Raw genomic sequence first — 18,789 nt, 5'->3', positions numbered from 1 at the left:
GGTCACTCGGCGCGCCGGCCGAGCCGGCGCAGGCGCTCGAGCCAGCCGCGCGCGTCGTCGGGCGACAGTGCGCCGACGCCGCCGATCAGCGTCTCGCGCACCGGCGCGATGCCGACGAAGCCGAGGATGTTGCGCTCGAGCGACTTGACGCTGTGCGCGCGGTACCAGTAGCGGTAGACCGCGGCCGGCATGCCCATCGTGACGACGACGCGTGCCGAACGGCCGCGCAGCGCCTTCTTCGCGAACGGGTTGCTGCCCTCGCCGCCGAACGCGAAGCCCGGGCGCGCGATCTGCTCGAGGAAGCCTTTCAGCAGCGCCGGCATGTCGCCGAGCCACAGCGGGAACACGAGCACGAGGTGATCGGCCCAGCCGATCGCGGCCTGCGCGTCGGCCAGCGACGCGGGCAGCAGGCCCTGCTCCCAGTCGCGCGCGCTGCGCAGCAGTGGGAAGTCGAGTCGCGCGACGTCGACCTCGCGCACCGCGTGGCCTGCGGCGCGCGCGCCGTCGGCGTAGGCCGCGGCCAGCGCGTGCGCGAAGTGGGGCTGCGTCGCGTCGGGGTGACCCAGGATCAGCGCGATGCGGCGCGGCGAGGGCGGGGCGTTCATCGCGGCGATGTTGGGTCCGTCCAACGGCGGCGGGCTTGAGCGGGGTCAAAACGGCCCCGACGCAGCCCGCGGGTGCCGGCCCCGATGGACAAACGCGGTCCGTGTGAGAGGATTCGCGCGCGCTCGTGTCCATCCCATGAATGAACTCGTCGTCAGGCGGCTGCTGATCGACCTCGACGCGCCTCCCGCGCGGCACTGGGCGGGCGGCGACGCGTTCCGCACCGCGTTCTTCAACGCGCTGTCGATGAGCTTTCCCCTCGGCGAGCAGTTCTTCATCGACGCCGTGCGCGACGGCGTCAAGGCGCTGCCGCCGCCGGCACGCGCCCGCTTCGCCGACGAGGTCCGCGGCTTCGTCGGCCAGGAGGCCACGCACCGCCACCTGCACGCGCGCTTCAACGCGCACCTGCAGCAGCAGGGGCTGGCGAACCGCTGGGAGGCGCGCATCGGCGAGCGCGTTCGCGCGCTGGCCGGCGCCGACGTGCGCCACCGCGTCGCGATCACGGCGGCCACCGAGCACTTCACGGCCCTCTTCGCCGACCACCTGCTCGCGCACCCGCGCTGGCTCGACGGCACCGAGCCGCGGCTGCGCACGCTGTGGCTGTGGCACTGCGCCGAGGAGTCGGAACACCGCAGCACGGCGTTCGACGTCTACGTCGCGCTCGGCGGCAACCTGCGCTGGCGGCGGCGCTGGTTCCGCGTCGTGTCGGCCTACTTCGTCACCGACCTGCTGCGCCAGACGCTGGCCAACCTCTGGCGCGACGGCACGTGGTGGCGCGCGTCGACGTGGCGCAGCGCCGCGTCGTTCCTGTTCGGACGCGACGGGCTGGTGCGGCGCGGCTTCGGGCCGTGGCGCGCGTACCTGCGCGCCGACTTCCATCCCGGCGCCGGCGACGCGGCGCTCGCGCAGCGCTGGCTGCAGCGGCTCGCACCGTCGTACACCGTCGTGGCGCCCCCCGAGGCGTCGCGCCAGACGTCAGAACTGACAGTGTCGGCGCCGCGCGCGGCACCGCAGAATGGCTGAAGCACACCGGCACGAATCCCGGCCACCGACGGCGCGATGCACGCCGCGGGGCTCTCACTAAGTCGTTGGAGGATCGATGAACGCCTTCTTTGGGCAGTTGGTGATGCGCACCGACGAGGCGCGGCGCGCCTTCGAGACGCACCCGAACGTGATGGACGCCGTCGCGCGCGGCATGAGCGTCGAGCGCTACCGCCAGTTCCTGCTCGAGCTGTACCACGTCGTGTGGCACTTCAACCCGGTGTGCGCCGCCGCCGCGAGCCGGCTCGACGACGGCCTGCGCGACGTGCGCTACTTCCTCTACGACCACATGCACGAGGAGCAGGGCCACGAGCAGTGGGTGCTCAACGACCTCGACGCGGTCGGCGTGCCCGAGGCGCAGGCGCGCGCGCACGCGCCGTCGCCGTGGACGCTCGGGCTCGTCGGCTACAACTACTGGGCCGCCGAGCGGCGACACCCGGCCTCCGCCCTGGGCATGCTCTACGCGCTCGAGGTCATCGCGTCGGTCTACGGCGGGCCGTTCGCGTCGGCGATCCAGGAGTCGCTGCTGCTCGACGGCCAGCGCGGCGTGTCGTTCGTCGCGTCGCACGCGACGATGGACGCGCAGCACATGGCCGAGCTGCGCGAGGTGCTCAACGCGGTGCGCGACGAGGCGGCGCGCGAGGCGATCGTCGAGTCGACGCAGGTCAATTTCCATCACTTCACCGGGCTGGTGGGGCAGCTATGAGCCAGGCGGCTCCAGCCGGCGCGCTGCCGGCACTGCTCGGCAAGCCCTACCGCTACCTGCGGCTCGAATGGACCTCGGAGCTCGCGCTGCTGCGGGTGCGCATGAGTGTGCGTCCGATCCAGTGCTACAGCCTCGCGGGCCTGGCCGAGATGCAGAGCGTGCTCGACCAGCTGCTGGCCCACCCCGGCCTCGCGCGTCACCTCGTGTTCAGCTCCGACGTCAGCGGCGTGTTCAATTTCGGCGGCGACCTCGCGCTGTTCGTGCTGCTCGTGCGCGCGCGCGACCGCGAGTCGCTGTGCATGTACGGGCGCCGCTGCGTCGACCTCGTGTGGGGCATGGAGCGCGCCGCGGCGCACGGCCTGCACACGATCGCGCTGGTGCAGGGCGACACGCTCGGCGGGGGGCTCGAGTCGGTGCTGCCGTTCCACCACGTCATCTTCGAGCGCAGCGCGCAGGGCGGCTTCCCGGAAGTGCTGTTCAACCTGTTTCCGGGCATGGGCGCCTGGCAGTTCACGGTGCGCCGCGCCGGGATGGTCGTCGCCAACGAGATGATCCTGTCGGGGCGCCTGTACAGCGCCGACGAGCTGCAGCGCCGCGGCCTCGTCGACACCGTCGTCGACGACGGCCAGGGCGACGCGGCGGTCGATCAGATCGTACGCAGCGTCGAGCCGCGCTGGCGCGGCACAGTGGCGGCGCTGCGGGCGCAGCGCGATGCGATGCCGGTGACGCGCGAGTCGCTGCTGGCCACCGTCGAGCAGTGGGCCGACGCCGCGCTCGCGCTGACCGACCGCGACCTGCGGCTGATGGAGCGGCTCGCGCGCGCGCAGGCGCGCAAGGTCGGTGGGGCCGACGAAGGCGCGGTCGAGGAGATCAAGCGCATCGAGCTCGACACGGCCTGGGGCGAGGAGCGCGAAATGGCGAGCGCCTGGGGCGCGCTGGCCTGAGAGCCCGGCGCGCCGGCCCGCCGTCGACGGGCGGCGCGCCGACGGCTCGCGCGCGACACGGCAGGGGTCGGCGCTGCGCTGGCCGGGCGCGATCAGAGGTGCTCGGCGATGACCTTGCGCAGCGCGTCGCGCGTGTACGGCTTGGCCAGGTAGCCGTCCATGCCGGCGGCGTACGCGCGCTCGGCATCGGCGTCGAACGCGTCGGCCGTCAACGCGACGACGGGCAGGCGGCGGCGGTGTTCGCGTCGCTCCCATTCGCGCAGCGCGCGCGTGGTGGCGTAGCCGTCGAGCACCGGCATCTGGCAGTCCATCAGCACCAGGTCGACGTCGTGCGACGCGAGCAGGTCGAGCGCCTGGCGGCCGTCGGCCGCCTCGATGACGTCCAGCCCGAGCGAGACCAGCATCTCGCGCGCGAGCAGGCGGTTGACCGCGTTGTCCTCGGCGACGAGCACCGTGCCCGACAGCACGTGGTCGTCGGGCAGCGCGCCCATCGCCGAATCGGTCGGCGCCAGCTCGGCGCCCGACGTGTCCGGCGGCAGCGCGAGGTCGAACCAGAACACGGAGCCGCGGCCCGGCTCGCTGCGCACGACGATGCGCCCGCCCATCACCTCGACGATGCGCTGGCTGATCGCCAGCCCGAGGCCCGTGCCGCCGCGCTGCCGGCGGCTCGAGCTGTCGACCTGATAGAACGGCTCGAACAGGTGCTCGAGCCGGTCGGCCGGGATGCCGATGCCGGTGTCGCGGACCTCGACGCGCACGCGGTCGCCGCTGCGCGCGAGCCGCAGCGTCACGGTGCCGTGGTTCGTGAACTTGATGGCGTTGCCGACCAGGTTCAGCAGCACCTGCTTGAGGCGCTGTGCGTCGACGAGCACGCGGTCGGGCACGTCGGGCTCGATCTCGAGTTCGAGCGCGAGTCCCTTCGACTGCGCGTTGGCGCGCAGCAGCGCGGTGACCGAGCCGGCCAGCGCGTGCAGCGACGCCGGGGCCGGTTTCAGCGCGAGCTTGCCCGCCTCGACCTTGGCGTGGTCGAGCACGTCGTTGATGATCGACATCAGCGTCTCGCCGGACGAGGCGGCCGTCTTGACCAGTCGCCGCTGGTCGGGGTCGAGTGTCGTGCGCCGCAGCAGGTCGAGCGCGCCGAGCACGCCGTTCATCGGCGTGCGGATTTCGTGGCTCATCGTCGCGAGGAACTGCGACTTGGCCATGTTGGCGGCCTCGGCGGCTTCCTTGGCGCGCCGCAGCGACGCTTGCGCGGCGTCGGCCTGCAGCCGCTGCCGGATCGCGTCGCCGGCCACGCGGCGGAACTCGGTGGCGGCGCGCTGCATCGTCAGCCCGAACAGCACGATCAGCACCGCCAGCGGCACGGCGCCCTCGGCGGCACGCATCAGCGTCGCGGCGAACAGCGACCCCAGCAGCGGAACCGCGAGCATCAGGTAGCTGCGCCGCACCAGCGACATGAACAGCGCGGCGATCGCCACCGAGCCGCAGCCGATCACGAGGTAGGCGGCTTCGAGGTGCCCGCGCAGGTGCGGGAAGATGCCGAACGTCGCGATGGCCCACATCGCGCCGGCGAGCGCCGCATTGCCCTCGACCTCGACGATCGCGCGCTGCATCGCCTCGGGCGGCAGCGGTTCGTCGCGCCGGTAGCGACGGGCCGTCGACCAGCGCCACAGCCCGACGGTGAGTCCCAGCACGCCGACCACCGCGGCCACCGTGCTGCGGTCGGCCTGCACGCCCAGCCACGCGATCCACGCCACCGCGAGCAGCAGAAGCGGCACGCTGCGCGCCGCGTTGCGCAACGTCAGCCGAAGCAGCTCGTTCTGGACTGCCGCATCGGTGGACGGCTCATCGGCCATGCTAAAGGCGCGCGAAACGCCTGCAGCGGGGACAGGCCCGCAGTCTAGCGCCGCACGGCGCCAGCGGCGACCGCATCGTCACGAGATCATGTACGCCGCCGCGCCCGTGGCCACCAGCGTGCCCTGCTCGTTGACCAGGCGCATCAGCGTCGAGCCGACGCGCCCGCCGAGCCGCGTGACCTCGGCGCTGGCGACGAAGTGCTGGCCGATGCCCGGGCGCAGGTAGTCGATGCGCAGGTCGATCGTGCCCATGCGCGCGAAGCGGTGCATGATCTGCTCGGTCGTCTCGTCGGCGTGCTTTTCGCCGATGGCCACCATCAGCGCGAAGCCGCCGGTGGCGTCGAGCGTGGCCGAGATCACGCCGCCATGCAGCCGGCCGTAGAGGTAGTGGCCGACGAGCTCGGGGCGCATGTCGAACGCGAGCCGCACCTGCGGCAGCAGCTGCGTCACGCGCAGGCCGAGCACCTGGTTGAAGCTGATGCGTCGCTCGAACAGGTCGGTCAGCGCGGCGTCGAGCCGCGCCTGCTCGTCGGCGCTGCGCCGCGGGCCGGCGGCGTGCGTCATGCCGCGGCTCCTGCGGGCAGGCCGAGCAGGCGACGCGCCTCGGCGGGGCTCGCGACTTCGCGTCCGGCGCGCCGCGCACACGCCGCGAGCGCTTCGACGAGCGCGCCGTTGCCGCTCGCGCGCGTGCCGTCGGGCAGGTAGAACGTGTCCTCGAGCCCGGTGCGCAGCATGCCGCCGAGCTCGGCCGTCTTCTGGTGCACCGGCCAGACCTCGGCACGGCCGATCAGCGTCGTCTGCCACACCGCGCCGGGCGGCGCCCAGCGCGGCAGCAGCGCGAGCAGGTCGGCGTCGCACGGCATGCCGCTGGCCACGCCCATCACGAAGTTGACCTCGGGCACGCCGCTGAACATGCCGGCACGGCGGTACATCTCGACGCTGCGCACGATGCCGACGTCGAAGCACTCGAACTCGGGGTGCGTGCCGCACTCGGCCATCGCGTCGAGCATCTGCTGCACCTTGGCCACCGGGTTGTCGAACACCATCGGCGGCCAGGCCCAGGTGCCGTCGGCCTTGAGCTTGAGGTAGTTCAGCGTGCCGGCGTTGCACGCGGCGATCTCGGGGCGCACGCGCCGCAGGCACGCCACCGGCCCCGAGACGTCCTTGCCGACGACGCCGGTCGTCAGGTTGATGACGACGCCGGGGCACGCGGCGCGGATCGCGTCGCAAACGGCCTGCGCGACGTCGGGGTCCCAGCTCGGCAGGTGGCCCTGGCCGGGTTCCTGCCGCCGCAGGTGCACGTGCATGATGCTCGCGCCGGCGTTGAACGCGTCGCGCGCCTCGGCGGCCATCTGCTCGGGCGTCACCGGCACGGGGTGCTGCTTCGGGTCGGTCAGCACGCCGGTCAGCGCGCAGGTGAGGATGGCCTTGTCCATCGTGTCGTTCAGCCTTCGGTGTCGAGTTCGACGAGCAGCGCGCCGGCGCTCACCGCGTCGCGCACCGCGACGTGCACCGCGGCGACGACACCGTCGGTACCGGCGTGCTGCCACATCTCCATTTTCATCGCCTCGACGCACACCAGCGGCTGGCCGGCGCGCACGCGCTCGCCGCGCTGCACCGCGACGTGCGCGACGACGCCCGCCACCGGTGCGCGCGCGCGCCGCGGGTCGGCGCCGGCATCGGCGGCCGGCAGCGGCGACGGCTCGTCGAACACGAACGCACGCGCGCCGAGCGCCAGGTGCAGCCGCGCGCCGTCGACGACGGCCGTCGCGCGCCGCCAGTGGCCGTGCACCGCGTAGCGCAGCGTGTGGTCGCGCAGCTCGATCGCATCGAAGCGCACCGCGTGCTCGCCGACGCGCACCTCGACGCCGTCGCCGTGCAGGTGCACGCGCAGCGTGCGCCGCTCGCCGGCGTGACTCAGCACGAGGTCGTAGGCGGCCACGCCGGCGCTGCGGTGCGCGGGGCCGTCGCGCCGCGCGAGCACCGCCGCGGCCAGCGCCCACGCGTCGTCATCGGGCAGCGGGCGCTGCAGGATCGGCGCGCCGGCCTGCGCCCACTCGTCCAGGCGCGTCGTCGTCATGCGCGCACCGACGACGTCGGGGTGGCGCAGCAGGTCGGCGAGCAGGCCCGCGTTGGTCATGACACCGAGCAGCGGCGTGTGCTCCAGCGCGGCGTGCAGGCGCCGCAGCGCGTCGGTGCGGTCGCGCCCGTGCGCGATCAGCTTGGCAACCATCGCGTCGTAGTACGGCGTGATTTCGCCGCCTTCGGCGATGCCGTCGTCCACGCGCACGCCCCCGCGTGCGCCGTCGATGGCCCCCACGCCCCCGCGTGCGCCCTCCCTGGTCGCCACGCCGCCGCGCGCGCCACCGTTCGCGTCACCGTGCGGGCGCCAGTGGACGATGCGCCCGGTCTGCGGTGCGAAGCCGGCGTACGGGTCCTCGGCGTACAGCCGCACCTCGACCGCGTGGCCGCTCAGCCGCACCGCGTCCTGCGTCACCGGCAGCGGCTCGCCGGCGGCCACGCGCAGCTGCCACTCGACGAGGTCGAAGCCGGTGACGGCCTCGGTCACCGGGTGTTCGACCTGCAGCCGCGTGTTCATTTCGAGGAAGTAGTGGCGGCCGTCGCGGTCGACGACGAACTCGACGGTGCCCGCGCCGACGTAGCCGACCGCGCGCGCCGCGGCCACCGCGTCGCGGCCCATCGCGTCGCGCCGTGCCGCATCGACGATGGGCGAGGGCGCCTCCTCGATCACTTTCTGCCGCCGCCGCTGCACCGTGCAGTCGCGCTCGCCGAGGTGGACCGCGTGGCCGTGCCGGTCGGCGAAGACCTGGATCTCGATGTGGCGCGCGTCGTCGATCAGCCGCTCGAGCATCAGCCGGCCGTCGCCGAACGCGCTCGTCGCCTCGCGGCGCGCGCCGTCGAGCGCCGCCGGCAGCTCGTCGAGATGCCGCACCAGGCGCATGCCGCGGCCGCCGCCGCCGGCCACGGCCTTGACGAGCAGCGGCGTGCCCAGCCGCTGCGCCTCGGCGACGAGGCGCGCGTCGCTCTGGTCGTCGCCGAGGTAGCCCGGCGCGCACGGCACGCCGGCGCCGAGCATGCGTTTCTTCGCGCCGGCCTTGTCGCCCATCGCCTCGATCGCCTCGGGTGGCGGACCGATGAAGACGAGCCCGGCGGCCGCGCACGCGCGCGCGAAGTCGGCGCGTTCCGACAGGAAGCCGTAGCCCGGGTGCACCGCGTCGGCGCCGCTGCGGCGCGCGGCGTCGAGCAGCGCCTCGACCGACAGGTACGACTGCACTGCCGGCGGCGGGCCGATGCGCAGCGCCTCGTCGGCCTGCCGCACGTGCGGCGCGTCGCGGTCGGCGTCGCTGTAGACGGCCACGGTGCGGTAGCCGAGGCGGTGCGCGGTGCGGATCACGCGGCAGGCGATCTCGCCGCGGTTGGCGATCAGGATCTTGGAAAACACGTCATCCCCGCGGCTCGATCGCCGCACGCTGCGCGTGCCCGGCGCTGTGGCTGCGCCTCGTGTCGGCTGCGCCGACACGGGCCTTCGCCGCAGCCGGGGCTGGGCCCCGGCTGTCGCCGCGGTTGGCGATCAGGATCGTCGAGAAGCTCACGGCGTGCCCGTCGTTCGCGTCACGGTGCCCAGCTCGGCTTGCGCCGGGCGAGGAATGCGGCCATCCCTTCAATGCCCTCCGGCCCGTTGGCCGCGCGCGAGAAGACCTCGGCCGCTTCGCGCACCAGCGCCACTGGCGGCGCGAAGCGCGCGCGCGCGAGCAGCGCCTTCGTCGCCGAGATCGCACCGGGGGCGCAGCGCAGGATCTCGCCGAGCACGCGCTGCAGCGCGCCGTCGAGGGCATCCGGGGCGTGCACTTCGTGCACGAGGCGCAGCGCGAGCGCCTGGCGGGCGTCGAGTGTGCCGCCGGTGACGGCCAGCCGCTTCGTCTCGGCGTGGCCGATGCGCTCGACGAGGAACGGCCCGACCTGCGCCGGCACGACGCCCAGCGACGTCTCGGGCAGCCGGAACACCGCGGTGTCGCTCGCGATCGCGACGTCGACGACGCACGCGAGCCCGAAGCCGCCGCCCATCACGGTGCCCTCGAGCACCGCGACCGTCGCCAGCCCCGTGTCGGCCCACGCGACGCACAGCTCGCCGAAGCGGGCGTTGACCTCGGCGATCGGGTCGGCTGCCGGCTCGAGCGGGCGCTTGTCGTCGTCGGCGCGCGACGCACGCTCGCGCGCGGCGGCCATGTCCTTCAGGTCGGCGCCGGCGCAGAAGTGCCCGCCGGCGCCGCGCAGCACGAGCACGCGCACGTCGCCGGCGGCCTTCGCGTCGGCGAGCACGGCGCGCAGCTCGCGCACCATCGCCATCGTCATCGCGTTGCGCGCCTGAGGCCGGTTCAGCGTCACGTGCCACACCGCGCCGTCGGCGCGCACGGCCAGCGTCTCGTAGGGGCCCGGGCTCACGCGGCCTTCCCCGGCAGCGTGCCTTCGAGCTTGCAGATGATGCCCAGCATCACCTCGTCGGCGCCGCCGCCGATCGACACGAGCCGGCTGTCGCGGTAGGCCTGCGAGATCGGGTTGTCCCACGTGAAGCCCATGCCGCCCCAGAACTGCAGGCAGCTGTCGGCGACCTCGCGGCTCAAGCGCCCGCACTTGAGTTTGGCCATCGACGCGAGCCGGGTGACGTCCTTGCCGGCCACGTACTGTTCGACCGCGCGGTACGTCAGCGCGCGCAGTGCCTCGACCTCGGTGCGCAGCTCGGCCAGGCGGAAGTGGATCGCCTGGTTGTCGAGCAGGCTCTTGCCGAAGGCCTTGCGCTCGCGCGTGTAGGCGATCGTCAGGTCGATCAGACGGTCCATGCTGCGCAGCGTGCTCGCCGCGCCCCACAGCCGCTCCTCCTGGAACTGCAGCATCTGGAACGTGAAGCCCAGGCCCTCCTGGCCGATCAGGTGGCGCTGCGGCACGCGCACGTTGTCGAAGAACAGCAGCGCCGTGTCGGAGCTCATCATGCCGATCTTCTTGATCTTCTGCTTCGTGATGCCCGGTGCGTCCATCGGCACGACGATCAGGCTCTTGTTCTTGTGCGCCGGGCCCTCGCTCGTGTTGGCGAGCAGGCAGCACCAGTCGGCCTTCAGGCCGTTGGTGATCCACATCTTGCTGCCGTTGATCACGTAGTCGCCGCCGTCTTTGCGCGCCGTCGTCTTGATCGCGGCGACGTCGCTGCCGCCGCCGGGTTCGCTGACGCCCAGGCACGCGACGTAGTCGCCGGCGATCGTCGGCGCGAGGAACTCGCGCCGCAGTTCGTCGCTGCCGAAGCGCGCCAGCGCCGGCGTGGCCATGTCGGTCTGCACGCCGATGGCCATCGGCACGCCACCGCAGTGGCACGCGCCCAGCGCTTCGGCCATCACCATCGAGTAGCTGAAGTCGAGCCCGGCGCCGCCGTATTCCTCGGGGTACTTCAGCCCGAGCAGGCCGAGGTTGCCGAGCTTCTTGAACACCTCGTGGCTCGGGAACTCCTCGGCGGCCTCCCACTCGGCGACGTGGGGGTTGAGTTCCTGCTCGACGAAGCGCGTGACGGTGTCGTCGATCTGGCGGTGTTCGGTGGTGAACTGCATCGCGAAGTCTCCTCGTCTACATCCGGGCCACGCCGAAGGCGTTGGGCCGCAGCACGCGCCGCTCGGCCTCGGCGGCGATCGCCAGGCACAGGCCGAGCACGCGGCGTGTGTCGCGCGGGTCGATGATGCCGTCGTCCCACAGCCGCGCGGTGCCGAACAGCGCGGTGGACTCGTGGTCCAGGCGCCTGCGCAGCTGCTCGCTCATCGCCGCGAGCGCCTCGTCGTTGACCGGCAGACCCATGCGCTCGAGCTTGGCGCGGTTGACGATGTCCATCACCATCGCCGCCTGCGCGCCGCCCATCACCGCGGTGCGCGCCGTGGGCCACGCGAAGATGAAGCGCGGGTCGAAGCCGCGGCCGCACATGCCGTAGTTGCCGGCGCCGTACGAGCCGCCGAGCACGAAGGTGAACTTGGGCACGCGCGCATTGGCCACCGCCTGGATCATCTTGCTGCCGTGCTTGATCGCGCCCTTGCGCTCGGCCTCGGAGCCGACCATGTAGCCGGTCGTGTTCTGCAGGAACACCAGCGGCGTGCCCGACTGGTCACACAGCTGCATGAACTGCGCCGCCTTGACCGAGCCTTCGGGCTGGATCGGCCCGTTGTTGCCGATCAGCCCGACCGCATGCCCGTGGATGTGCGCGTGGCCGCACACGGTGTCGCTGCCGTAGGCCGCCTTGAATTCGAGGAAGTCGGAGGCGTCGACGACGCGCGCGATCACCTCGCGGCAGTCGTAGGGCACGCGCTCGTCGGCCGGCACGACGCCCATCAGCTCGTCGGCCGGATACAGCGGCTCGGGGGCGGCCGCCGGCGGCGGCACGGTGTCCCAGTGCAGCTTGTCGAGCAGCTCGCGCGCGATTGCGATCGCGTGCGCGTCGTTGTCGGCCAGGTATTCGCCCAGGCCGGTGACGCCGGCGTGCAGCGCGGCGCCGCCCAGCGTCTCCTCGTCGGCGTCCTCGCCGATCGCGGCCTTCACGAGCGGCGGGCCGGCGAGGTAGATGCTGCTGCGCCCGCGCACGAGCACGACGTAATCCGACAGCCCCGGCAGGTACGCGCCGCCGGCGGTCGACGCGCCGTGCACGACCGCCACCTGCGGGATGCCCGCCGCCGACAGCCGCGCCTGGTTCGCGAAGCTGCGCCCGCCGTCGACGAAGATCTCGGCCTGGTACATCAGGTTCGCGCCGCCCGACTCGACCAGGTGCACCAGCGGCAGCTTGTTCTCGGCGGCGATCTGCTGCGCGCGCAGCGCCTTCTTCAGCCCCATCGGCGCGACGGTGCCGCCCTTGATGCCGCTGTCGCTGGCCGAGATCACGACGCGCTTGCCGGCCACGGTGCCGATGCCGACGATCGCGCCGCCGCCGAGCACGCTCTTCTTGCCGTCGTCGTCGTGCATGCCCAGGCCCGCCAGCGGCGACAGCTCGAGGAAGTCGCTGCCGCGGTCGAGCAGGCGCGCGACGCGCTCGCGCGGCAGCAGCTGGCCGCGCTGCTCGAAGCGCTCGCGCTTGCTCGCCGACTCGGCGACGACCCTGGCCTCGAGCGTGCGCACCTGGTCGAGCCGCTCGCGCATGCGCTCGGCGTTGGCGCGAAAGCTCTCGCTGCGCGTGTCGAGTCGCGTCGCGATGGCCGGCATCGCTACTTCAGCACCTCGGGCGTGACGGCGCGGTGGAAGCCGTCGAACGGCACCGAGCGCGACTGCGCCGGCAGCGGGAAGATCTCGCTGCCCAGCGGCGCGCCGCCGTCGATCGGCAGCGTCACGCCGGTGATGAACGCCGCCGCCGGCGACAGCAGGAACACGATCGCGGCGCTGACCTCGGCCTCGAGCCCCATGCGGCGCAGCGGCACGTGCTCCTTCAGGCGTGGGATCACGGCCTTCATCGCGCCGCCGTAGGTGTCCATCCCGCTGGAGGCGATCCAGCCCGGCGCCACCGCGTTGACGCGCACGCCGGCCGGCGCCCACTCGTAGGCCGCCGTCATCGTCAGGTTGCTCATGCCGGCGCGCGCGGCGCCGCTGTGGCCCATGCCGGGCATGCCGTTGCGGAAGTCGGCCGTCATGTTGACGATCGCGCCGCCGGTCTTTTCCATGCTCTGCACGAAGACCTCGCGCATCATCAGGAAGCCGCCGGTGAGGTTGTTGGCGACGACGGCGTCGAAGCCCTTCTTGCTGATCGCCGCCAGCGGCGCCGGGAACTGGCCGCCGGCGTTGTTGACCAGGCCGCTGACCGGGCCGTGCTCGCCGACGATGCGCGCCACGCCCGCCTTGACCGACTCCTCGTCGCGGATGTCGAACGCGATCGTGTGGCAGCGCCCGCCGTCGGCCGCGATCTCGGCGGCCACGCGCGCGAGCTTGTCGGGCGAACGGCCGCTGATCACGACGGTGGCGCCGAGCGAGGCGAGCTCGTGCGCGACGCAGCGGCCGATGCCGCTGCCGCCGCCGGTGACCCAGTGCAGCTGGCCGGCGAACAGGCCGGGGCGGAACACGCTGCGGTAGCCGCCGGCGGCGGGTGGAACGACGGGTTCGGACATCGCGGACGCGAAGGGCGTGACGGCGCGATTAGGCCCGGGGCTGACGTTAACGTCAACCGGCTGTCGCATTGGGGAATACGCGCATCGAAGCGTCAGCCGGGCGCGGCTACGATCGCCGCCGTCGCAATGCCTCTGGAGCCCGCATGGACCTGCAAGCCTGCACCGAAACGCTGCGCGCCCGCGTCGGCGAGGCGAGCGGGCTGGGCGCGACGCTGAAGTTCGACTGCGGCGACGCCGGCGTCGTCTTCATCGACGGCCGGTCGATCCCGAACACGGTCAGCAACGAGGACCGCGACGCCGACTGCACGGTCGGCGTCACGCTCGAGCACCTCACCGCGATGCTCGCCGGCGAGCTCGAGCCGGCCACCGCGTTCATGACGGGCAAGCTGCGCGTGCAAGGCGACATGAGCGTCGCGCTGAAGCTGCAGCGCGTCCTCTGAAGCGGGGGCGGGATGTCGGAAGCGGCGACGCCGGTGCGAGCGACGCGTCGCCGCGCCGGTGCGGCAGCGACGTCGGCGAGGGCGACGTCGAAAACCGCGCCGACCGCGCAGCAGGTCGTCGCCTCGCACCGCGACGAAGCCACCGGTGAGCTGTTCGGCATCGGCGAGCTGTGTGCCGAGTTCGGCATCTCGCCGCGCGCGCTGCGCTTCTACGAAGCCAAGGGACTGCTCGCGCCGCGGCGTGTCGGCGGCGTGCGTGTCTACACGCGGCGCGACCGCGCGCGGCTGGCGCTGATCCTGCGCAGCAAGGCGATCGGCGCGACGCTCGCCGAGATCAAACACTACCTGGACCTCTACGGCGCGCATGGCGAGGGCCGGGTGCAGCAGCTGAAGTACGTGATCGCGCGCACCGACGAGGCGATCGCCGACCTCGAGCGCAAGCGCGAGCACATCGAAGCCACGCTCGCGGAGCTGCGCGTGATCAACGCCACCGCGCGCGAACAGCTGAGCCACAAGTGAGGCCGTCGTGACGATCGAGGTCTTCGCGTCGCCGTGGATGCGCGAGGAGCACCGCCTGCTCGCCGACAGCGCGGCGCGCTTCTTCCGCGAGCGCTGGGTGCCGCAGGCGGCGGCGTGGCGCGAGGCCGGCATCGTGCCGCGCGCGTGCTGGCGCGAGGCCGGCGCGCAGGGGCTGCTGTGCGTCTCGACGCCCGAGGCCTTCGGCGGCGGCGGCGGCGACTTCGCGCACGAAGCCGCGATCATGATCGAGCAGTCCCGCGCGAACCTGTCGGGCTTCGGCGGCGCGCTGCATTCGGCGATCGTCGCGCCGTACATCCTGCACTACGGCAGCGACGAGCAGAAGCGCCGCTGGCTGCCGAGGATGGCCACCGGCGAGCTCGTCGGCGCGATCGCGATGACCGAGCCCGGCACCGGCAGCGACCTGCAGGCGATCACGACGCACGCGGTGCGCGACGGCGACGACTACGTGCTCACCGGCGCGAAGACCTTCATCACCAACGGGCAGCACGCGAACCTGATCGTCGTCGTCGCGAAGACCGACCGTGGCGCCGGTGCCAAGGGCACGTCGCTGCTCGTGCTCGAGACCGACGGTGCCGACGGCCGGCCGGTGGCGGGCTTCCGGCGCGGGCGCAAGCTCGACAAGGTGGGCCTGAAGGCGCAGGACACGAGCGAACTGTTCTTCGACGGCGTGCGCGTGCCGGCGGCGAACCTGCTCGGCGGCCGCGAAGGGCAGGGCTTCGTGCATCTGATGGAGCAGCTGCCGCAGGAGCGGCTGATCATCGCGGTGCAGGGCATCGGCGCGATGGAGCGCGCGCTCGCCGAGACGCTGGCCTACGTGAAGGAGCGCAAGGCCTTCGGCAAGCCGATCTGGGACTTCCAGAACACGAAGTTCAGGCTCGCCGAGGTGCAGGCCACCGTGCTCGCCGCGCGCGCCTTCGTCGACGCGTGCATCGTCGCGCACCTGAAGGGCGAGCTCGACGCGGCGCGCGCGGCGCTCGCGAAAGCCTGGGTCAGCGAGCAGCAGTGCAAGGTGATGGACGAGTGCCTGCAGCTGTTCGGCGGCTACGGCTACATGATGGAATACCCGATCGCCGAGCTGTACGTCGACGCGCGCGTGCAGCGCATCTACGGCGGCACGAACGAGATCATGAAGGAACTGGCGAGCCGGTTCATGTGACAGGAGTCTGCCGATGAGCGAGGCCTACATCTACGACCACGTGCGCACGCCGCGCGGCAGGGGCAAGAAGGACGGATCGCTGCACCAGGCCACGCCGGTGTGGCTGCTGCGCACGCTGCTCAAGGCGCTGCAGGCGCGCCACGAACTCGACACCGCGCTCGTCGACGACGTCGTGCTCGGCTGCGTGACGCCGGTGGGCGAGCAGGGCGCCGACATCGCGCGCACCGCGGTGCTCGACGCCGAGTGGGCGCAGACGGTGGCCGGCGTGACGCAGAGCCGCTTCTGCGCCTCGGGGCTCGAATCGGTCAACCTCGCCGCGGCCAAGGTGATGAGCGGCTGGGAAGACCTCGTGGTGGCCGGCGGCATCGAGAGCATGAGCCGCTGGGCGATGGGCAGCGACGGCGGTGCGTGGTTCATGGACCCGCGCATCAACGCCAAGCTCGGCTTCGTGCCGCAGGGCGTCGGCGCCGACCTGATCGCGACGATGGAGGGCTTCACGCGCGGCGACGTCGACGCGTTCGCGCTGCGCTCGCACCAGCGCGCGGCGGCCGCGCGCGCGGCGGGCCACTTCGCGCGCTCGATCGTGCCGGTGCACGACATCGCGGGCCTGCTGATGCTCGCCGAAGACGAGACGATCCGCCCCGGCACGACGATGGAGGCGCTCGCCAAGCTCGAGCCGAGCTTCGCGGCGATCGGGCAAATGGGCTTCGACGCCACCGCGCTGCGCAAGTACACCACCGTCGAGCGCATCGAGCACGTGCACCACGCGGGCAACTCGTCGGGCATCGTCGACGGTGCGGCGCTGATGCTCGTCGGCTCGAAGGAAGGCGGCGCGAAGGCCGGGCTGAAGCCGCGTGCCCGCGTCAAGGCCGCCGCGGTGATCGGCTCCGAGCCGACGATCATGCTCACCGGCCCGACGCCCGCGGTGCGCAAGGCGCTCGCGAAAGCCGGGATGGGCGTCGGCGACATCGACCTGTGGGAGATCAACGAGGCGTTCGCGGTGGTGCCGATGAAGACGGCGCGCGACCTTGGCGTCGACCTCGACCGCGTCAACGTCAACGGCGGCGCGATCGCGATGGGCCATCCGCTGGGCGCCACCGGCTGCATCATCCTTGGCACGCTGCTCGACGAGCTCGAGCGCCGCGACCTCGCCACCGGCTGCGCGACGCTGTGCGTCGGTGGCGGCATGGGCATCGCGACGATCATCGAAAGGGTCTGAAGGGTCGACCATGAGCAACGCGATCACGATGGACGTGGGCAGCGACGGCATCGCCGTCGCGACGATGGACCTGCCGGGCCGGCCGATGAACGTCGTCGGTGACGAGCTGATGACGGCGCTCGCGCACGTCGTCGAGCGCGTCGAGAGCGACGACGCGATCAAGGGCCTCGTACTGACCTCGGGCAAGGCCGACTTCTGCGCCGGCGGCGACATCGACCGCATGTCGAAGTGGCAGGAGCCGCGCGAGCCTTTCGAAGCCTCGATGGCGATGAAGGCGGTGCTGCGCAAGATGGAGACGATCGGCAAGCCGGTGGTCGCGGCGATCGGCGGCCACGCGCTCGGCGGCGGGCTCGAGATCGCGCTCGCGTGCCACGCGCGCATCGTGCTCGACGACCGCAAGCTCAAGCTCGGCCAGCCCGAGGTCAAGCTCGGGCTGCTGCCTGGCGGCGGCGGCACGGTGCGGCTGCCGCGGCTGGTGGGCATCCAGGCCGCGCTGCAGATCATGGGCGAGGGCGACGACATCGCGCCGGCGAAAGCGCTGTCGATGGGCCTCGTGACCGAGCTCGCGAAGAACCGCGACGAGCTGCTCGCGAAGGCCAAGGCCTGGTGCCTCGCGCACCCGAAGGCCAGGCAGCCGTGGGACGAGCCGAAGTTCCGCTTCCCCGGCGGCGACTCGCGCTCGCCGGCGGTGGCACAGCTGTGGTCGATCGCGCCGTCGGTGGCCGCGGCGAAGAGTTACGGCAACTACCCGGCGGTCACGCACATCATGTCGAGCGTGTTCGAGGGCGGCCTGCTCGGCTTCGACGCGGCCAGCGCCGTCGAGAGCCGCTACTTCGCGGCCTGCGCGATGACGCAGGAAAGCCGCAACATGATCGGCACGCTGTGGTACCAGCTCAATGCGATCAAGAAGGGCGCGTCGCGGCCGGCGAAAGTCGCAAAGTCGCAGGTCAGGAAGCTCGGCGTGCTCGGCGCCGGGATGATGGGCGCCGGCATCGCCTACGTGTCGGCCAAGGCCGGCATCGACGTCGTGCTGCTCGACACCACGCTCGAACTGGCCGAGAAGGGCAAGGCGCACTCGCAGCAGCTGCTCGACAAGGCGGTCAAGAAGGGGCGCACGACGGCCGAGCAGCGCGACGCGCTGCTTGCGCGCATCCGGCCGACGACGTCGTACGAAGACCTGGCCGGCTGCGACCTCGTGATCGAAGCCGTTTTCGAAGACCGCGCCGTCAAGGCCGACGTGACGAGGAAGGCCGAGGCCGTCATCGGTGCGGGCGCGGTGTTCGCGAGCAACACGTCGACGCTGCCGATCACGGGGCTGGCGAAGGCCAGTGCGCGGCCGACGCACTTCGTCGGGCTGCACTTCTTCAGCCCGGTCGACAAGATGCCGCTGGTGGAGATCATCGTCGGCGAGAAGACGTCCGACGAGACGCTGGCGCGAGGCTTCGACTACGTGCTGCAGATCGGCAAGACGCCGATCGTCGTCAACGACAGCCGCGGCTTCTACACCTCGCGCGTGTTCGCGACCTACGTGATGGAAGGCATCACGATGCTCAAGGAGGGCGTGCACCCGCGCCACGTCGAGCAGGCCGGGCTGCAGGCCGGCATGCCGATGCCGCCGCTGGCGCTGCAGGACGAGGTGAGCCTGAGCCTGTCGCTGCACGTGATGGAGCAGACGAAGAAGGACCTCGCGGCCGAGGACAAGGTCTACCACCCGCACCCGGCCGAGGAGGTGATCCGCCAGCTGTGCGAGATCGGCCGCATCGGCAAGAAGGCCGGCCGCGGCTTCTACGACTACGGTGACGACGGCAAGCGCCTGTGGCCGGGGCTCGCCGAGATGTACCCGCCCGCCGACGAGCAGCCGCCGCAGAAGGAGCTGATCGACCGCCTGATGTTCGTGCAGGCCAACGAGGCCGCGCGCTGCCTGCAGGAGGGCGTGCTGCGCTCGGTGGCCGACGGCAACATCGGCTCGATCTTCGGCTGGGGCTTCGCGCCGTTCCACGGTGGCGCGCTGCAGTTCATCGACGCGATGGGGCCGAAGGCCTTCGTCGAACGCGCGCGCGAGCTCGCGGCGCTGTACGGCACGCGCTTCGAGCCGGCGGCGATCGTCGTCAAGGCGGCCGAGGAAGGGCGGCGGCTGGCCGGCTGAGCC

17 protein-coding genes are annotated in these 18,789 nt (G+C 72.4%); 8 read left to right on the top strand and 9 right to left on the bottom strand.

Annotated features, from left to right (window positions below; all coding sequences use genetic code 11):
• Positions 1-2: 2 nt before the first annotated feature.
• Positions 3-605 (bottom strand): NAD(P)H-dependent oxidoreductase, encoded by a 603-nt coding sequence (locus tag MOJ79_RS13455; RefSeq protein ID WP_241924619.1) that lies wholly within the window; start codon positions 603-605, stop codon positions 3-5.
• 136 nt (positions 606-741) lie between these two features.
• Here MOJ79_RS13455 and MOJ79_RS13450 point away from each other — a divergent pair, with 136 nt between their 5' ends.
• The 3 genes from MOJ79_RS13450 to MOJ79_RS13440 all read left to right on the top strand — a co-directional run bounded on the left by MOJ79_RS13450 (position 742) and on the right by MOJ79_RS13440 (position 3,294).
• Positions 742-1,626 carry a metal-dependent hydrolase gene (locus MOJ79_RS13450; protein ID WP_241924618.1) on the top strand — a complete coding sequence of 295 codons (885 nt, stop codon included), beginning with the start codon at positions 742-744 and terminating at the stop codon, positions 1,624-1,626.
• 76 nt (positions 1,627-1,702) lie between these two features.
• On the top strand, positions 1,703-2,350 hold the full coding sequence (locus tag MOJ79_RS13445) for a TenA family transcriptional regulator (protein WP_241924617.1): 648 nt from the start codon (positions 1,703-1,705) through the stop codon (positions 2,348-2,350).
• Positions 2,347-3,294 (top strand): crotonase/enoyl-CoA hydratase family protein, encoded by a 948-nt coding sequence (locus tag MOJ79_RS13440; protein WP_241924616.1) that lies wholly within the window; start codon positions 2,347-2,349, stop codon positions 3,292-3,294. Before MOJ79_RS13445 ends, MOJ79_RS13440 begins: the two co-directional genes overlap by 4 nt.
• 92 nt (positions 3,295-3,386) lie before the next feature.
• On the opposite strand, the gene MOJ79_RS13435 is transcribed toward MOJ79_RS13440, so the two are convergent.
• The 8 genes from MOJ79_RS13435 to MOJ79_RS13400 all read right to left on the bottom strand — a co-directional run bounded on the left by MOJ79_RS13435 (position 3,387) and on the right by MOJ79_RS13400 (position 13,285).
• Positions 3,387-5,150, bottom strand: coding sequence for an ATP-binding protein (locus MOJ79_RS13435; protein ID WP_241924615.1), 1,764 nt, complete (start codon positions 5,148-5,150; stop codon positions 3,387-3,389).
• 78 nt (positions 5,151-5,228) lie between these two features.
• Positions 5,229-5,714, bottom strand: a complete 486-nt coding sequence (locus MOJ79_RS13430) for a thioesterase family protein (protein ID WP_241924614.1) — start codon at positions 5,712-5,714, stop codon at positions 5,229-5,231.
• Complete coding sequence (locus MOJ79_RS13425) at positions 5,711-6,586, bottom strand: 3-keto-5-aminohexanoate cleavage protein (RefSeq protein WP_119292892.1); 876 nt, start codon at positions 6,584-6,586, stop codon at positions 5,711-5,713. Before MOJ79_RS13425 ends, MOJ79_RS13430 begins: the two co-directional genes overlap by 4 nt.
• 8 nt (positions 6,587-6,594) lie before the next feature.
• Positions 6,595-8,613: an ATP-binding protein gene (locus MOJ79_RS13420; protein ID WP_241924613.1), complete on the bottom strand. Its 2,019-nt coding sequence runs from the start codon at positions 8,611-8,613 to the stop codon at positions 6,595-6,597.
• A gap of 170 nt (positions 8,614-8,783) precedes the next feature.
• A complete protein-coding gene (locus MOJ79_RS13415) occupies positions 8,784-9,614 on the bottom strand; it encodes an enoyl-CoA hydratase/isomerase family protein (RefSeq protein ID WP_241924612.1) in 831 nt (276 codons plus the stop codon).
• Positions 9,611-10,765 carry an acyl-CoA dehydrogenase family protein gene (locus MOJ79_RS13410; RefSeq protein ID WP_241924611.1) on the bottom strand — a complete coding sequence of 385 codons (1,155 nt, stop codon included), beginning with the start codon at positions 10,763-10,765 and terminating at the stop codon, positions 9,611-9,613. The genes MOJ79_RS13415 and MOJ79_RS13410 overlap by 4 nt, the downstream gene beginning before the upstream one ends.
• A 16-nt stretch (positions 10,766-10,781) precedes the next feature.
• Positions 10,782-12,392, bottom strand: coding sequence for an acyl-CoA carboxylase subunit beta (locus MOJ79_RS13405; protein ID WP_241924610.1), 1,611 nt, complete (start codon positions 12,390-12,392; stop codon positions 10,782-10,784).
• A gap of 2 nt (positions 12,393-12,394) precedes the next feature.
• Positions 12,395-13,285 carry an SDR family oxidoreductase gene (locus MOJ79_RS13400; RefSeq protein WP_241924609.1) on the bottom strand — a complete coding sequence of 297 codons (891 nt, stop codon included), beginning with the start codon at positions 13,283-13,285 and terminating at the stop codon, positions 12,395-12,397.
• Between the two features lie 143 nt (positions 13,286-13,428).
• On the opposite strand from MOJ79_RS13400, the gene MOJ79_RS13395 reads away from it, so the two are divergent.
• The 5 genes from MOJ79_RS13395 to MOJ79_RS13375 are packed head-to-tail and all read left to right on the top strand — an operon-like array spanning position 13,429 to position 18,786.
• The gene (locus tag MOJ79_RS13395) at positions 13,429-13,725 is read left to right on the top strand and encodes an SCP2 sterol-binding domain-containing protein (protein ID WP_241924608.1); all 297 of its coding nucleotides are present in this window, start codon (positions 13,429-13,431) and stop codon (positions 13,723-13,725) included.
• Positions 13,726-13,758: 33 nt separating this feature from the next.
• Positions 13,759-14,244 carry a MerR family transcriptional regulator gene (locus MOJ79_RS13390; protein ID WP_241924607.1) on the top strand — a complete coding sequence of 162 codons (486 nt, stop codon included), beginning with the start codon at positions 13,759-13,761 and terminating at the stop codon, positions 14,242-14,244.
• 37 nt (positions 14,245-14,281) lie between these two features.
• Positions 14,282-15,421 (top strand): acyl-CoA dehydrogenase family protein, encoded by a 1,140-nt coding sequence (locus MOJ79_RS13385; protein WP_259374486.1) that lies wholly within the window; start codon positions 14,282-14,284, stop codon positions 15,419-15,421.
• A gap of 13 nt (positions 15,422-15,434) precedes the next feature.
• Entirely contained in the window at positions 15,435-16,640 is a 1,206-nt protein-coding gene (locus tag MOJ79_RS13380) for an acetyl-CoA C-acetyltransferase (RefSeq protein ID WP_119354523.1), read from the top strand.
• A gap of 10 nt (positions 16,641-16,650) precedes the next feature.
• A complete protein-coding gene (locus MOJ79_RS13375; protein WP_241924605.1) occupies positions 16,651-18,786 on the top strand; it encodes a 3-hydroxyacyl-CoA dehydrogenase NAD-binding domain-containing protein in 2,136 nt (711 codons plus the stop codon).
• Positions 18,787-18,789: the final 3 nt, after the last annotated feature.

Source organism: Calidifontimicrobium sp. SYSU G02091, assembly GCF_022631395.1.
Taxonomy (GTDB): domain Bacteria; phylum Pseudomonadota; class Gammaproteobacteria; order Burkholderiales; family Burkholderiaceae_C; genus Calidifontimicrobium; species Calidifontimicrobium sediminis.
This window is presented reverse-complemented; position numbering and strand designations above follow the sequence as displayed.

Excerpts from the sequence above, each read along its gene's own strand:
- MOJ79_RS13405 (WP_241924610.1), bottom strand. The coding sequence starts at position 12,392 with ATGCCGGCCATCGCGACGCGACTCGACACGCGCAGCGAGAGCTTTCGC.
- MOJ79_RS13400 (WP_241924609.1), bottom strand. The coding sequence starts at position 13,285 with ATGTCCGAACCCGTCGTTCCACCCGCCGCCGGCGGCTACCGCAGCGTG.
- MOJ79_RS13410 (WP_241924611.1), bottom strand. The coding sequence starts at position 10,765 with ATGCAGTTCACCACCGAACACCGCCAGATCGACGACACCGTCACGCGC.
- MOJ79_RS13395 (WP_241924608.1), top strand. The coding sequence starts at position 13,429 with ATGGACCTGCAAGCCTGCACCGAAACGCTGCGCGCCCGCGTCGGCGAG.
- MOJ79_RS13375 (WP_241924605.1), top strand. The coding sequence starts at position 16,651 with ATGAGCAACGCGATCACGATGGACGTGGGCAGCGACGGCATCGCCGTC.
- MOJ79_RS13455 (WP_241924619.1), bottom strand. The coding sequence starts at position 605 with ATGAACGCCCCGCCCTCGCCGCGCCGCATCGCGCTGATCCTGGGTCAC.
- MOJ79_RS13425 (WP_119292892.1), bottom strand. The coding sequence starts at position 6,586 with ATGGACAAGGCCATCCTCACCTGCGCGCTGACCGGCGTGCTGACCGAC.
- MOJ79_RS13445 (WP_241924617.1), top strand. The coding sequence starts at position 1,703 with ATGAACGCCTTCTTTGGGCAGTTGGTGATGCGCACCGACGAGGCGCGG.
- MOJ79_RS13380 (WP_119354523.1), top strand. The coding sequence starts at position 15,435 with ATGAGCGAGGCCTACATCTACGACCACGTGCGCACGCCGCGCGGCAGG.
- MOJ79_RS13435 (WP_241924615.1), bottom strand. The coding sequence starts at position 5,150 with ATGGCCGATGAGCCGTCCACCGATGCGGCAGTCCAGAACGAGCTGCTT.
- MOJ79_RS13430 (WP_241924614.1), bottom strand. The coding sequence starts at position 5,714 with ATGACGCACGCCGCCGGCCCGCGGCGCAGCGCCGACGAGCAGGCGCGG.
- MOJ79_RS13385 (WP_259374486.1), top strand. The coding sequence starts at position 14,282 with ATGCGCGAGGAGCACCGCCTGCTCGCCGACAGCGCGGCGCGCTTCTTC.
- MOJ79_RS13440 (WP_241924616.1), top strand. The coding sequence starts at position 2,347 with ATGAGCCAGGCGGCTCCAGCCGGCGCGCTGCCGGCACTGCTCGGCAAG.
- MOJ79_RS13450 (WP_241924618.1), top strand. The coding sequence starts at position 742 with ATGAATGAACTCGTCGTCAGGCGGCTGCTGATCGACCTCGACGCGCCT.